Source organism: Microbacterium foliorum (assembly GCF_006385575.1).
In the GTDB taxonomy this organism is placed as follows: domain Bacteria; phylum Actinomycetota; class Actinomycetes; order Actinomycetales; family Microbacteriaceae; genus Microbacterium; species Microbacterium foliorum_B.
On the sequence record NZ_CP041040.1, the window covers coordinates 2,906,733 to 2,921,302 of the forward strand.

Sequence of the window (14,570 nt, forward strand, 5' to 3'; positions counted from 1 at the left end):
AGGCGCGCACGCTCGTCCTAGAGTTTCGATGTGGATCGAAAATCCTATTCGGACCGACCTGATGCGCCGGTAGAAGGCGTCGAGCACCCCGACCATCGCGTCGAGTTCCACCTGAGCCCCGGCGACATCCAGTCGGTGCGCTTCGGCATCTCCCCCGGCCACGAGCTCGCCCACGCCGTGCGCGTGCTGCTGCGCCCGGAGCAGCACCCGCTGCAGTGGGGGTGGCTGCGCGCCGTGCGCGATCGGCTGCCGCGGGAGAGCTTCCAGCTGCTCGCCGCGGTGATCGGCGACGACGGCTATATGCCCGACTTCCTCACGGCAGCGCCCGGGTGGGACATGACACCCGAGGCCGAGCTCGCGGCGCTGCGCATCACACCGCTGGATCCGATGCGGGTCGACTTCGGCAAGATGGTGATCCGCTCGTCGGGATCCCGCCAGCGGGCGCTGCGCGGGATGCAGGAGCAGCCGGCCCGTGCCCGCGAGATGATCGCCGACGCATGGTCGGAGGTGTGGGATGCCGCGCTCGCTCCCGTCTGGCCGCAGCTCGAACGTCTGCTGCGATCCGACATCGCCGTCCGATCGCGGGTGATCGCCACCTCGGGGATCCGAGAGATGGCGGGTGGACTGCATCCGACCGTGAGCTGGGGTGACGGAGCCGTGCGCGTCTCGCTTCGCCGCCACAGCGAGCTCGTCGACTGCCACGGCAGCGGACTGGTGCTCGTGCCGTCGGTGATGTCGTCATGGGGATGCATGGTGCTCACCGAACCGCCGGCCCAGCCGACCCTGTTCTATCCCGCGCGGGGCGTGACCGCCGGTTGGTCCCGCGACGCGAGCGAGATCGCCACGTCGCTCGGTGCCCTCCTCGGCCCGGCGCGCGCGACGATCCTGCTCGAGTCGGGCGTCGCTCGCACCACCACACAGGTCGCTCAGGATGCGGGGATCGCCGTGTCCACGGCATCCCACCACCTCACGGTGCTGCGCGACGCCGGCCTGGTCTCGAGCGAGCGCGACGGCGCCAGGATGCTGCATCTGCGCACACCCCTCGGGGAGGCGATGGTCGGCGCGGTTCTGTGATCGGCGCGGGTGCTCTGAGGCGCCCGCGCGATCTCTATTCGCCTTCGGGGGCGACCGAGATGATCGGCCGGTGCTCGTAGTAGGTCTGCAGCACGACCGTGGTGCGGGTGCTGACGTTCGCGGCGAGCCGGATGTCTCGCACGAGTTCTTCCAGCGCGCGCGGCGACGCGACTCTCACGAACAGCATGTAGCTGGCGTCGCCCGCGATCGAGTGGCACGCTTCGATCGCGTCGAGGTGCTCGAGAAGCTCAGGGGCGTTGTCAGGCTGAGCAGGGTCGAGCGGCGTGATCTCGATGAACGCCGAAAGCGGAGTGCCGACCAGCTCGGGGTCGAGGATCGCCCGGTAGCCGGTGATGACGCCTCTGGTCTCCAGGCGACGGAGTCGGGACTGCACAGCCGACACGGAGAGGCCGACGGCATCGGAGAGCTGAGACAGCGTCGCGCGCCCGTCTCGTGAGATCTCGGCCAGGATCGCGCGATCGACAGAGTCATCCATGGATGTAATATTATCGTCAGGATTCCGTATATGCCGGAATCTTTCCGTCAAACTCTCCGATCGGAGGTCCCGATGTCCATCATTTCCGCCAACAGCTCCGCTGTACAGGCCATCGTCGGCGAACCCGAGGTCGTCGAGGACGCATCGACCGCCGAATCCTCCGCAGCGTGGGCACAGCTCAAGGACGCCGCGATCGCGATCCGCGAGATGCAGGTCAAGGACGGCTCGATCCCGGATGCCGCGCACCACGCCGCCGCCCGCGATCTCGTCGCCGCGGTCACCGCCGGCATCCGCGCTCTGGCCCCCGCCTTCCCGCACGACGCCGACTACCTCGCCGCGTCGATCGTCGACTTCGACCGCTGGGTCTCCGAGGGATTCGGCGTGCCGGACTTCCTCGACTCGCTCATGGCGTTCCAGCCGCAGCAGCATCGGGTCGACGGCATCCGCCACCTGGTCGTCTTCCCCATGTACACGCAGAACGGTTCGAGCGACCGCCTCGTCGAGGCGCTCATCGTCGAGACGATCTGGCCCGAGTTCATCGCGGCCCTGGAGGCCGGCGACTACGGCAACAAGCTGTTCGTCTCGCTGCGGCTCGTCGACTTCACGCCCGGGTACGACACGAACTCGGCCGTGCTGTTCCCCGAGACCGTCGCGATGCGCGAGATCCCCTCGTTCACGTGGGGCGCGATCTTCCAGGACCGTGAAGCGGCCCGCTACCGCCGCGTCACCCGCGCCGCCGCCGAGATCACCAAGCTCGAGCTTCCGGAACGGGCTGCGGCGATGCTCGACGACCAGGGGCTGACCGAGCGCGCGTTCGTGATGTGGGACATCATCCACGACCGCACCCACATGCGCGGCGACCTGCCGTTCGACCCGTTCATGATCAAGCAGCGGATGCCGTTCTTCCTCTACTCGCTCGAGGAGCTGCGGTGCGACCTCACCGCCTTCCGCGAGTCGGTGAAGATCGAGCGGTCGTTGCGTGCGCGCACCGAGGCCGGCGACAGCCTCTCGGACTCCGAGCAGGAGATGCTCGACCACGCGGATCTCGTGCAGTACGCCGTGATCTTCGACCGGATCTTCCGCTTCGCCATCACGGGCTCCCGGGTGCGCAACTACGACGGTCTCGGCGGACAGCTGCTCTTCGCCTGGCTGCACCAGCGCGGAGTGCTGCACTGGACCGACACCGCGCTCGCCTTCGATTGGGCAGCGGTTCCCGACGCGGTCGTCGCCCTCGGTGACGCGATCGACGAGCTCTACTGGCGCTCGATCGACCGCCCGAAGACGGCGCACTGGCTCGCCGCCTACGACCTCGTCCGGTCGGTGCTCACCCCGAACCCGGCCTCCCGCTGGGCCCGCGGTCTTCCGGACGAGATCCTCGCCGGCGCACCCAAGGGCTTCACAGATGCGGTGCTCGACGACGAGTTCCCCCTGTCCATGTTCTTCGAGGCCCTCGACAAGAAGATGAAGCCGGTCATCGAGTCGACCGTCGGCATCCGAGGCACCGACGACTGACTCGCGCATTTCTGGGGTCCGGTCGCGGGGGCGATCGGACGCAGTGTCTGCGGCCATTCCTGCCCGGGGTGGCCGCAGAACTGTCTCTACACGAGAGTTGAGCACATGAGCGTCACCGATCGAACCGTCCTTCTCGCCGGAGCCACGAGCCCTTCGGGGCTCGCGCTCGCTCAGGCACTCGTCGACGCCGGGGCGCGCGTGATCGCCACCGGTCGCTCCGCCGAGCGGCTCGAGTCGCTGCAGGCGACCGTAGCGCGCATCGAGGTGGCTGACGCGACCTCGCTGGAGGCGATGACCGAGCTGGCATCGCGGATCGACGCGGTGGATGCCGTGATCCCGCTGGTCGGAGGCTGGCGCGGCGGTGGCGGGCTCGCCGGGCAGTCCGACGACGACTTCCGTGCCCTCCTGCCCGCGCTCGATGCGGTGCGCGCGACGAGCCGTGCGTTCGACAGCGCGCTGCGCGCGTCGGATGCCGGACGTTTCGCGATCGTCTCATCGACCGCGGTGGGGCGCCCCCTGGCGGGAGGCGCGAACTACGCGGCCGTCAAGGCGGCGAGTGAGGCGTGGACGCGCGCGGTGGCGCAGGGCTTCGCCAAGACGGCGCGGGATGCCGGAGAGCCGCTGCGCGCGGCATCCGTGGTGTTCCGGGCGAAGGCGCTCGACCCTAAGTCTCTCGTGCCCCGGGTGCTGGCCCTATGGGACGCGGACGCCGCCGATCTCAACGACCAGATCATCACGCTCGGCTGACCGCCTAGCGCCGAGACTCAGGAGCCTCGGGAATCTCGGGCGGCATCCCTCGCAACGGCGCTGGCGCATCCGCGAACCGTCGACTGTCCGGGGCCACGCTGTCGGCCGTCGCCCTGTCGCTCGCCTCGCTGCCCTCGGCTGCGTCGACGTCTCTTTCTTCCCCTGCATCCTCTGCGTCCTCGCCGTTCGGGTCCTGCGCCGGCGCATTCGCATAGAGCTCGGTGAGCTTGCGATAAGACTTGGTGAAGAACGCCAGCGTGGCGGCGATCACCATGATGATGCCCGCGAACAGGCAGATCAGCGCGATGCCCCGAGCCTCACCCTCGCCGAGCAGCCACTCCCACTGCTGCTGCCCCTCGGAGGTCTTCATGTACGGGATGATCAGGAACTCGGCGATCGGCGCGATCAGGAATGCCGTGATCGGAGCGGCCGCAGCCTCCATCGCGGCCGCGACGCCGAACACGCGCCCCTGCCTGTCGTAGCGGACCACCTTCTGGATGATCGTCTGCTCGGCCGCCTCGACGGGAGGCACGAGCGCCATGTAGATCCACATGCCGACCACGTAGAGGGGCCACCACTCGCGCAGCATGAAGACCGAGCCGAGGATGCCCATCGCGATCACGACGAGCAGGAGCGTGCGCATCGGCTTGGCGCCGAGGCCGAACTTCGCCACGAGCCCGCCACCGATCAGGAATCCGGTCGACGCGAACGCCAGCGCGAAACCCCACATCTGCGCGTTGAAGAGAGTGAGACCGTAGGGGTCCATCAGCGCCATGTAGACGCCGCCGATGAGGTTGTTGAAGGTCGAGAAGATGATCAGCGCGAACAGTCCGGGTGCCAGCCTGATGGCCGCCACGCTGCCGCGGAAGTCGAGCGCGCTCTTGGCATCGGGATCGGGCTGCGGTGTGCCCTCGGGGATGCGGATGAACAGCAGGTGCACGAAGGTCAGCACCATCGCGCCGATCGCGATCGCGAGGGTCCACCCCATGCCGAGGAAGCCGATCGACAGCCCCGAGAACACGCTCGTCACGAGGAAGGCCAGCCCCTGCACCGTGCCGACGAGTCCGTTGGCATTGGCACGGCGGTCTTCGGGCACGAGCAGCGTGACCGTCGTGGAGAGCGCGATGTTGCGCAGCTGCTCGATGACCCCACCGAACAGGATGATCGCCGAGAACAGCCAGAACCACGGGCCCCCGAGGTCGAGCAGGGCCGACTCCGGCTGCCAGACGTAGAGCACCCCGGCGACCAGGAATGCGACCGCCGAGATCACACTCGAGAGCAGCATCACCGTGTGCTTGCGGTTGCGATCGACGATCGTCCCGAAGATCATCGCGAAGAAGGCGACGAACAGCATGTAGGCGCCACCGATGATGCCCGTCGCGAGAACCGACTGCGTCTCGATGTACACCCAGAACGTCAAGGCGAACCAGAGGAAGCTCGTCGTCACGTTCGCGATGAGCGTGTTGACGAGGACGTTCGCGAAGGCTGTCTTCGCTGCGGTGCGCTCCATGAGTTAGAGGGTAGGCGTGGCCTCGGACATTCGGTAGAGCGGGTTGCCTGACGCGGCATCCGACACCGGCATCGGCCCGTAGGCTTGTGCGGTGAGTATTCAGCATGACCCCGCCGTTCGGGGCTTCGCCAGCGACAACTATTCCGGCGTCCACCCCGAGGTCCTCGCGGCCATCGCAGCGGCGAACGGCGGCCACCAGGTCGCGTACGGCGAGGATGCCTACACGGCGCGTCTGCAGGAGGTCTTCCGCGGCCACTTCGGCGAGGACGTGCAGGCGTTCCCGGTGTTCAACGGCACCGGGGCGAACGTCACCGGCTTGCAGTCGATGCTGCCTCGTTGGGGCGCCGTGATCTCGGCATCCACCGCTCACATCAACGTCGACGAGGGCGGTGCCCCCGAGAGGATCGGCGGGTTCAAGATCCTCGCCGTACCCACTGACGACGGCAAGCTCACCCCCGAGCTCGTCGATCGCGAGGCCTGGGGCTGGGGCGACGAGCACCGCGCGCAGCCGCTGGTGGTCTCGATCACGCAGTCGACCGAGCTCGGCACTCTCTACTCCGTCGACGAGATCCGCGCCCTCGCGGACCACGCGCACGAACGCGGCATGAAGCTGCACCTCGACGGCGCACGCATCTCGAACGCGGCAGCGGCCCTCGACGTTCCGCTGCGGGCCTTCACCCGCGACGCGGGCGTCGACGTGCTCAGCTTCGGCGGCACGAAGAACGGCGCCATGCTCGGCGAGGCCATCGTGGTGCTGCACCCCGAGGCGTCGACGGGTCTGCAGTACTCCCGCAAGTTCAACATGCAGCTCTCGTCGAAGATGCGGTTCGTCTCGGCACAGCTGATCGCTCTGCTCGAGGGCGATCTGTGGCTGCGCAACGCTCAGCACGCGAACGCCATGGCCCAGCGGCTGCGCGGCGAGATCGAGGCCGGCATCACCGCCGGCGAGATCACCGGCGTCTCCTTCACGCAGCCGACCCAGTCGAACGGCGTCTTCGCGACTCTGCCCGACGGCATCGCCGACCAGCTGCGCGAGAAGTTCCGCTTCTACGACTGGGATGCCGCGCGCAACGAGGTCCGTTGGATGTGCGGCTTCGACACCGAGGAGTCCGACGTCGACGAGTTCGTCGCAGAGCTCGCGCGCCTCACCACGCGCTGAGAGCGGTCGTCAGCGGAGCAGACCGAGGTTCGCGAGCGCCAGTCGGATGAGCGTGCCGCGCCCACCCTCCATCTCGGCGGCGACGGTGTCTGACGCCGCGGCCTCCGGCGAGAACCAGGTGACCTCGAGCGCATCCTGTCGCGGCTCGCACGTGCCGGTGACCGGCACCACGAATGCGAGCGAGACGGCGTGCTGACGGTCGTCGTGGTACGCGCTGACCCCGGGCATCGGGAAGTACTCGGCGACGGTGAAGGGCAGCGGCTGGGGCGGGAGCAGCGGGAAGGCCATCGGGCCCAGGTCGTTCTCGACGTGGCGGAACAGCGCATCGCGGATCGTCTCGCCGAACCGGACTCGACCCGAGACGATGGTGCGTGTCATCTCTCCCATGGGGGTCGACCGCAGCAGGATGCCGATCTCGGTCACCTGCCCTGAACCGTCGGTGCGCACCGGGATCGCCTCGACGTAGAGCATCGGCAGATGGCGTCTCGCCTCTGCCAGCTCGTATTCGCTCAACCACCCCGGATTGGAGTCGCGCGAGGGCTGTGCGGAGCCGAAACCCTCGAGGCCGTCGTCGGGCTCGGGATCGGGATCAGGTGTGCGGACGGACATGTCTCCTTTCTACCAGCCGCATCCTCGACCGAACACCGACTTGCGGCCAGGACCGGCATACGATCCGAGATCAGCGCCTGCGAGTGTCGGAGGGCGCTGGCAGGATGGACGGGTGAGCGAAGAACTGATGATCGACGGGCTCCTCACGCGCTGGTCGACCGAAGACCGCGCGGGGATGCCGCTGCTGGTGCTGCTGCACGGATACGGCGCCGACGAGCACGACCTGTTCGGGCTGGTCCCGTACCTGCCCGAGGGCATCGCCGTGGCATCCGTCGCCGCCCCGCTCGCACCCCCGTGGCCGATGCCAGGGCGCTCGTGGTATGCCATCGAAGGCCTCGACGGCCGCAGCGCCGCGTCGGTGACGCTCGCGGCAGAGGCGTTCCTGCGCTGGCTCGACGATGCTCGGGCCGATGCTCCTGCCGTGGCTCTGCTCGGCTTCTCGCAGGGCGCCGCCGTCGCGCTGCAGGCCATGCGCCTCGTCCCGCAGAGCATCGACACCGTGGTGGCGCTCAGCGGCTACGCTGCCGCCGGCGAGCTGCCGGGTGACGCAGCGCTGACCGAGTCGCGACCGCACGTCTTCTGGGGCCGGGGCACGAACGACCAGGTGATCCCCGAGGCGCTGGTCGCGCACACGGCAGAGTGGCTGCCCGGGCATTCCGAGCTGTCAGGGCGCGTCTACACCGGACTCACGCACAGCATCTCGGAGGAAGAGCTCCGCGACGTGCACGTCTTCCTCACGAGGTGGCTCGAGCGCGCCGCCCAGGCCTGACCGAGTCGCTCCCCAACCGCGACACGCCCGGGGTTGCGAAACTCCGACACGCCCGGGTATCGTCGTGGAGTCCTGTCCGCCGTGTCTGGAAGTCCTTTGATCTGATCCGTCGCCTCCGCGCTCATCTTTCCGCGCGCTGACCCGACGATCGCCGACTCCACGGCAGACCACGCCCGCTGTCCTTCGACAGCGCCCCGCTCAGACGGGGCCCTCGGGCGACCGGTGTCAGTGCACCCTCGCACTCGACAGGAGACACCATGTCAGTACCCACCCTTCACGCGTCGGTCACCCTCGACCGACTCACCTTCACCTGGCCCGACGGCACGACCGCGCTCGACTCGGTCTCGGGTTCCTTCGGATCCGGTCGCACCGGGCTGGTCGGCCGCAACGGCGCCGGCAAGTCGACGCTGCTCCGCCTCATGGCGGGCGAGCTCAGCCCCACGACCGGAACCCTCGCCACGACAGGCGACGTCGCGTACCTGCCGCAGCAGCTCACGCTCGACGTCGACCGTCGGGTGTCCGAGCTGCTCGGAGTCGCCGAAGCCCTCGATGCCGTGCGCGCGATCAGCGCGGGCGACGTCGACCAGGCGCACTTCGACGCGGTGGGCGACGACTGGGACATCGAGGCCCGAGCCGAGCTGTCCCTGGCAGAGGCCGGCCTGGCCCCGGAGTTCCTCGACCGGCGCGTCGGAGAGCTGTCTGGTGGCGAGGCGGTGCTCGTCGCGATCGCCGGCATCCGTCTGCGCCGGGCCCCGATCACCCTGTTCGATGAGCCGACCAACAACCTCGATCGTGATGCCCGCGCGAAGCTGGCGGCCATGGTCAGGTCGTGGAAGGGCACGCTCATCGTGGTCAGCCATGACCTGTCGCTGCTCGAGCTGATGGACGACACCGCCGAGCTCTACGCCCAGACGCTGAGCGTGTTCGGCGGCCCGTACTCCGAATGGCGAGCCTGGCTGGACGCCGAGCAGGAGGCCGCCAGGCAGGCCGAGGTCACGGCGAAGCAGGAGTTCCGCAAAGAGAAGCGTCAGCGCATCGAGGCCGAGGTGAAGCTCGCACACCGGTCTCGCACGGCGAAGAAGGCCGAGATCGAGAAGCGCGTGCCGAAGATCGTCGCGCACGGTCGCAAGATGGCCGCCGAGGTGTCGGCAGGCAAGCTGCGCACCGAGGTCGGCGCCAAGGAGGATGCCGCTCGCACCGCACTCGATGAGGCGGGGCGGCGGCTGCGCTCGGATGCGTCGATGAAGATCGAGCCTCCGGATCCGCAGGTGTCGCGCTCCCGGCGCATCGCGATGATCGGCGACGGCGCGAGGTCGTGGATCATCCAGGGCCCCGATCGCGTCGCGCTGACCGGCCGAAACGGAGCGGGAAAGACGACGCTGCTCGAACGGTTGGTGGCCGAAGCCGGCGTTCACGATTCAGCACAGATGCCGTCGATCGGTCCGGATGACGGCTCTGCGGCCCACTCGAAGGAATCCATGCTGAATACTGAACGGCCGGTGCTGGTCGCGACGGCGCTCACCGATCGCATCGGCTACCTGCCGCAGCGGATCGACGGGCTCGACGAGAACCGATCGGTGTTCGAGAACATCGCGGATGCCGCGCCCCAGGTGCCCGAGAAGGAGCTGCGCAACAGGCTCGCGAGGTTCCTCATCCGAGGGGCGACGGCCGAGCGTCCTGTCGCCGCGCTGTCTGGCGGCGAGCGCTTCCGGGTGGCGCTGGCGAAGCTGCTGCTCTCGGATCCGGCACCGCACCTCGTGGTGCTCGACGAGCCGACGAACAACCTCGACATCGACACTGTCGACCAGCTCGTCGAGGCGCTCCGGGCATACCGCGGGGCCGTGCTGGTCGTGAGTCACGACGACGCGTTCCTCGCCCGTCTCGACCTGGGGCTCACGCTCGAGATCGACGATGAGGGCGCGCTGCGCGAGGCGCTCTGACGAGGTGGCGCCCGCCGGACGGCGGGCGCCACCTCGGATCGTACCTACCTCATCGTCGTTCCTGCAGACAACGGTCGCCCCGATGTCGGTGGCACGGGTGATGATGGAGGGATGGGTGACGTGCTCGACCGCTTCACCCCTGCCACGCAGGACTGGTTCAGGGGTGCCTTTCCCGAACCCACCCCCGCACAGGCCGGCGCGTGGAATGCCATCTCCGCCGGCAAGCACGCGCTCGTCGTGGCCCCGACGGGGTCGGGCAAGACCCTCTCGGCCTTCCTCTGGGCGATCGACAGCGTGTTCCGCGAGCGCACCGAGCAGCCCGCGCGTGGCAAAGACAGCTCGCGCACGCGGATCCTCTACATCTCGCCGCTGAAGGCTCTCGGCGTCGACGTCGAGCGCAACCTGCGCTCTCCACTCATCGGCATCGGGCAGTCGGCCAGGCGCCTCGGCGTCGAGCCCCCCTCCGTGGCGGTCGGTGTCCGCTCGGGCGACACGACCTCGAGCGACCGCCGCAAGCTGGTCTCCGACCCGCCAGACATCCTCATCACGACCCCCGAGTCGCTCTACCTCATGCTCACCAGTCGCGCCGGCGAGACTCTGCGCGACGTGCACACGGTCATCATCGACGAGGTGCACGCGGTCGCCGCGACCAAGCGCGGGGCCCACCTCGCGGTGAGCCTCGAACGACTCGACGCCCTGCGCCGCTCGCACGGCCACGACGCCCCCGCCCAGCGCATCGGGCTCTCGGCGACGGTGCGCCCGATCGACGAGGTCGCGCGGTTCCTCGGCGGCGCGGCTCCGGTCGAGATCGTCGCCCCGCCGGCATCCAAGACGTTCGAGCTCGGGGTCGTCGTCCCGATGGACGACATGACCAACCCGCCACCGCCTCCCGGCGCGCCGAACGGTGCCGGCGATGCGGCGGATGCGGAGTACACCGAGGTCACGGGCTCCGTCTGGCCGCACGTGGAGGAGGCGATCGTCGACCGCATCCTGCAGAACAAGTCGACGATCGTGTTCTCGAACTCGCGACGGCTGGCCGAGCGCCTCACGGGGCGCCTCAACGAGATCTACTCCGAGCGCATCGGCGTCGCCCTGCCCGAGGCATCCGTGCCCGCGGCCATGATGGCGCAGGCGGGCGCGACAGCCGGAGCCGACCCCGTACTCGCCAAGGCCCACCACGGGTCGGTCTCGAAGGAGCAGCGGGCCCAGGTCGAGGAGGAGCTGAAGTCCGGCGTCCTGCGGTGCGTCGTCGCGACGAGCAGCCTCGAACTCGGCATCGACATGGGCGCGGTCGACCTGGTGATCCAGGTCGAGGCGCCGCCGTCGGCCGCCTCCGGTCTGCAGCGCGTCGGCCGCGCAGGGCACCAGGTCGGCGAGATCAGCCGCGCCGCGCTGTTCCCCAAGCACCGGGGCGACGTGCTGCACACCGCGATCGTCACCGAGCGGATGCTGGCCGGCAAGATCGAGGCGATCCAGGTGCCGCGCAACCCGCTCGACATCCTCGCGCAGCAGACCGTCGCGGCCAGCGCCCTCGGTGAGATCAGCGTCGAGGAGTGGTTCGAGACCGTACGCCGCTCGGCACCCTTCCAGTCCCTCCCTCGGTCGGCCTACGAGGCGACGCTCGATCTGCTCGCCGGGCGCTTTCCCTCCGACGAGTTCGCCGAGCTGCGCCCTCGCCTGGTGTGGGACCGAGACGCCGGCACGCTCACGGGGCGCCCCGGCGCCCAGCGCATCGCCGTCACCAGTGGCGGCACGATCCCCGACCGCGGACTCTTCGGCGTCTTCGTCGCCGGGGAGAGCACCGGCGCGCGCGTCGGCGAGCTCGACGAGGAGATGGTCTACGAGTCGCGGGTCGGCGACGTGTTCACGCTCGGGACGACGAGCTGGCGCATCGCCGAGATCACGCACGACAGGGTCAATGTGATCCCCGCATACGGCCAGCCGGGCAAGGTGCCGTTCTGGCACGGCGACGGGATCGGCCGCCCGTTCGAACTGGGTGAGGCGCTCGGCAAGTTCTCCCGGGAGGTGTCGGCGGCGACTCCCGAGAAAGCGGCTCAGCGCCTCATCGAAGCCGGCCTCGACGAGCAGGCCAGGATGAACCTGATGGCGCACCTGACCGAGCAGCGAGAGGCGACCGGCACCCTGCCGACCGACCGCACCCTCACTGTCGAGCGCGGGCGCGACGAGGTCGGCGACTGGCGGGTCATCCTTCACTCCCCGTACGGCATGAAGGTGCACGCGCCGTGGGCTCTGGCGATCAACGCCCGCATCCGCGAGCGCCTCGGAGTCGAGGGCTCGGCGGTCGCGAGCGACGACGGCATCATCGTGCGCATTCCGGATGCCGAGGCCGAACCGCCGGGCGCCGAGCTGTTCGTGTTCGACCCCGACGAGCTCGAGCAGCTGGTCACGCAGGAGGTCGGCGGCTCGGCGCTGTTCGCCTCCCGGTTCCGCGAATGCGCCGCCCGCGCCCTGCTGATGCCGCGGATGAACCCGAACAAGCGCACACCGCTGTGGCAGCAGCGACAGCGCTCGGCGCAGCTGCTCGAAGTCGCCCGCCGGCATCCGACGTTCCCGGTGATCCTCGAGACCCTGCGCGAAGTTCTGCAGGACGTCTACGACCTCCCGTCGCTGCGCAAGCTCGCGGTGTCGATCGCCGACCGGCGCATCAGACTCGTCGAGACGCAGCCGTCTCAGCCCTCGCCCTTCGCGCGCGACCTGCTCTTCGGCTACGTGGGCGCATTCATGTACGAGGGCGACTCGCCGCTCGCCGAGCGTCGGGCGGCCGCCCTCTCGGTCGACCCCGCGTTGCTCGGCGAGCTGCTCGGCACGGTCGAGCTGCGCGAACTGCTCGACCCCGACGTCATCGCGCAGTTCGAGCGCGAGGCGCAGCGACTCGACCCCGAGCGGCATGCGCGCGGCCTCGAGGGGGTCGCCGACCTACTGCGGATGCTCGGTCCGATGGATGCCGCAGAGATCGACGCGCGACTCGACCCCGAGACCGGCTCGGCCTCCGAACACCTCGACGCGCTGATCACCGCCCGTCGAGCGATCCCGGTCACCGTGGCCGGCACCACGCGCGTCGCCGCGATCGAAGACGCCGGGCGCCTGCGCGATGCACTCGGCGCGGCTCTGCCGACCGGCATCCCCGTCGCGTTCCTCGAACCCCTCGCCGATCCGCTCGGCGACCTCGTCGCGCGGTACGCACGCACGCACGGACCTTTCACCACGGATGCCATCGCGTCGCGCTTCGGCCTCGGTGCGGCCGTCGCCCGACACACGCTGCAGCGGCTGGAGCACTCGGGTCGGCTCACCAGCGGCTACTTCCTGCCCGAGGCCTCCGGCACCGGCAACGAGACCGAATGGTGCGACACCGAGGTGCTGCGTCGGCTGCGGATGCGTTCGCTCGCCGCGATCCGCGGCAGCGTCGAGCCGGTGTCGCCCGAGGCGTATGCGCGCTTCCTGCCTGACTGGCAGCACCTCGGCCGTCCCCTCGAGGGACTCGACGGCGTGCTCGCCGTGATCGAGCAGTTCGCCGGGGTTCCCATTCCCGCCAGCGCGTGGGAGTCCCTGGTGCTCCCGTCCCGCGTGCGCGACTACTCCCCCGCCCTGCTCGACGAGCTCACCACGTCGGGCGAGGTGATCTGGTCGGGCCACGGCACGCTGCCCGGTCGTGACGGTTGGGTCTCGCTGCACCCCGCCGACATCGCACCCTTCACACTTCCCGAACCCGACGACGAGATCGCGACGGATTCGCTCGAGGCCCGGGTGCTGGCCGCCCTCGAGGCGGGCGGAGCCTACTTCGCGGGCCAGCTGAAAGAGATGGCGGGCGCCGAGAACGAGCAGTCCGTGCTCGAGGCGCTGTGGTCGCTGACCTGGGCCGGCCGCGTGACCAACGACACCTTCGCCCCGATCCGCTCGCTGCTGGCAGGGGGGTCGCAGGCCCACCGGGTGACCAGACGCGCCCCGCGCACGCGCACCTACCGGGGCATGTCGCTCGCCCGCACCGCGGCGCGCCCGTCGTCGGTCGGCGGACGCTGGTCACTGCTGCCCTCCGTCGAGACGGATGCCGCTCGGCGCGCGACCGTCACCGCCGGCCTGCTGCTCGACCGCTACGGCGTCGTCACACGAGGCGCTGTGCAGGCCGAGGGCGTGCCGGGCGGCTTCGCCCAGACCTACCGGGTGCTCGCCGGCTTCGAAGAGGCCGGGCACTGCCGTCGCGGCTACGTGATCGAGAGGCTCGGTGCTGCGCAGTTCGCGGCATCCGCCACCGTCGACCGCCTGCGCACGTTCGCCGGGCTCGCCGACCCACCCCCGCGCAAGGCCGTGACGCTCGCCGCGACCGACCCCGCCAATCCCTATGGCGCGGCTCTCGGGTGGCCCAAGCGCGACGAGGTGTCGCATCGCCCCGGGCGCAAGGCCGGTGGCCTGGTGGTGCTCGTCGACGGTTCGCTCGTGCTCTACCTCGAACGGGGCGGGCGCACGGTGCTGTGCTTCACCGACGAATCCGAGGTGCTGCGAGCCGCGGCATCCGACCTCGCCGCGACGGCACGCGCCCGCCGTCTCGACACCCTCACGGTCGAGAAGGTCAACGGAGAGGGCGTCTACGGCACCGAACTCGCCCTCGCCCTGCAGGAGGCGGGGTTCGTCGCGACGCCCCGCGGCTACACGCTGCGCAAGGCGATCTGACCCGGCCGCACACGCACCACGACGCCGCCGATCCGTACCTCGAGGCACAGACCGACGGCGTCGCAGAG

10 protein-coding genes are annotated in these 14,570 nt (G+C 69.7%); 7 read left to right on the top strand and 3 right to left on the bottom strand.

The features are described from left to right. Positions 1–30: 30 nt before the first annotated feature. The gene (locus tag FIV50_RS14065) at positions 31–1,074 is read left to right on the top strand and encodes an ArsR/SmtB family transcription factor (protein ID WP_140037959.1); all 1,044 of its coding nucleotides are present in this window, start codon (positions 31–33) and stop codon (positions 1,072–1,074) included. A 34-nt stretch (positions 1,075–1,108) separates the two neighbouring features. Here the strand turns inward: FIV50_RS14065 and FIV50_RS14070 are convergent, their stop codons facing one another. Then, positions 1,109–1,570: an Lrp/AsnC family transcriptional regulator gene (locus tag FIV50_RS14070; RefSeq protein WP_140037960.1), complete on the bottom strand. Its 462-nt coding sequence runs from the start codon at positions 1,568–1,570 to the stop codon at positions 1,109–1,111. A gap of 72 nt (positions 1,571–1,642) precedes the next feature. Between FIV50_RS14070 and FIV50_RS14075 the strand changes: the two genes are divergently transcribed. Next, on the top strand, positions 1,643–3,082 hold the full coding sequence (locus FIV50_RS14075; RefSeq protein WP_140037961.1) for a DUF6421 family protein: 1,440 nt from the start codon (positions 1,643–1,645) through the stop codon (positions 3,080–3,082). 105 nt (positions 3,083–3,187) lie between these two features. Then, on the top strand, positions 3,188–3,829 hold the full coding sequence (locus FIV50_RS14080) for an SDR family NAD(P)-dependent oxidoreductase (protein ID WP_140037962.1): 642 nt from the start codon (positions 3,188–3,190) through the stop codon (positions 3,827–3,829). A 4-nt stretch (positions 3,830–3,833) separates the two neighbouring features. On the opposite strand, the gene FIV50_RS14085 is transcribed toward FIV50_RS14080, so the two are convergent. Continuing rightward, entirely contained in the window at positions 3,834–5,339 is a 1,506-nt protein-coding gene (locus FIV50_RS14085; RefSeq protein ID WP_140037963.1) for an MFS transporter, read from the bottom strand. A 91-nt stretch (positions 5,340–5,430) separates the two neighbouring features. Here FIV50_RS14085 and FIV50_RS14090 point away from each other — a divergent pair, with 91 nt between their 5' ends. Beyond that, complete coding sequence (locus tag FIV50_RS14090; RefSeq protein WP_140037964.1) at positions 5,431–6,498, top strand: threonine aldolase family protein; 1,068 nt, start codon at positions 5,431–5,433, stop codon at positions 6,496–6,498. A 9-nt stretch (positions 6,499–6,507) separates the two neighbouring features. On the opposite strand, the gene FIV50_RS14095 is transcribed toward FIV50_RS14090, so the two are convergent. After that, on the bottom strand, positions 6,508–7,107 hold the full coding sequence (locus FIV50_RS14095; RefSeq protein ID WP_140037965.1) for an NUDIX hydrolase family protein: 600 nt from the start codon (positions 7,105–7,107) through the stop codon (positions 6,508–6,510). A 112-nt stretch (positions 7,108–7,219) separates the two neighbouring features. Here FIV50_RS14095 and FIV50_RS14100 point away from each other — a divergent pair, with 112 nt between their 5' ends. The 3 genes from FIV50_RS14100 to FIV50_RS14110 all read left to right on the top strand — a co-directional run bounded on the left by FIV50_RS14100 (position 7,220) and on the right by FIV50_RS14110 (position 14,502). Beyond that, on the top strand, positions 7,220–7,876 hold the full coding sequence (locus FIV50_RS14100) for an alpha/beta hydrolase (RefSeq protein WP_258184285.1): 657 nt from the start codon (positions 7,220–7,222) through the stop codon (positions 7,874–7,876). A gap of 257 nt (positions 7,877–8,133) precedes the next feature. Then, positions 8,134–9,816 (top strand): ABC-F family ATP-binding cassette domain-containing protein, encoded by a 1,683-nt coding sequence (locus FIV50_RS14105; RefSeq protein WP_140037967.1) that lies wholly within the window; start codon positions 8,134–8,136, stop codon positions 9,814–9,816. 111 nt (positions 9,817–9,927) lie between these two features. Next, the gene (locus FIV50_RS14110; protein ID WP_140037968.1) at positions 9,928–14,502 is read left to right on the top strand and encodes an ATP-dependent helicase; all 4,575 of its coding nucleotides are present in this window, start codon (positions 9,928–9,930) and stop codon (positions 14,500–14,502) included. The last annotated feature ends 68 nt before the right edge of the window (positions 14,503–14,570 follow it).

Bases quoted from the DNA above. Each gene is read 5' to 3' on its own strand.
- FIV50_RS14070 (WP_140037960.1), bottom strand. From the start codon at position 1,570: ATGGATGACTCTGTCGATCGCGCGATCCTGGCCGAGATCTCACGAGAC.
- FIV50_RS14075 (WP_140037961.1), top strand. From the start codon at position 1,643: ATGTCCATCATTTCCGCCAACAGCTCCGCTGTACAGGCCATCGTCGGC.
- FIV50_RS14080 (WP_140037962.1), top strand. From the start codon at position 3,188: ATGAGCGTCACCGATCGAACCGTCCTTCTCGCCGGAGCCACGAGCCCT.
- FIV50_RS14085 (WP_140037963.1), bottom strand. From the start codon at position 5,339: ATGGAGCGCACCGCAGCGAAGACAGCCTTCGCGAACGTCCTCGTCAAC.
- FIV50_RS14095 (WP_140037965.1), bottom strand. From the start codon at position 7,107: ATGTCCGTCCGCACACCTGATCCCGATCCCGAGCCCGACGACGGCCTC.
- FIV50_RS14105 (WP_140037967.1), top strand. From the start codon at position 8,134: ATGTCAGTACCCACCCTTCACGCGTCGGTCACCCTCGACCGACTCACC.
- FIV50_RS14110 (WP_140037968.1), top strand. From the start codon at position 9,928: ATGGGTGACGTGCTCGACCGCTTCACCCCTGCCACGCAGGACTGGTTC.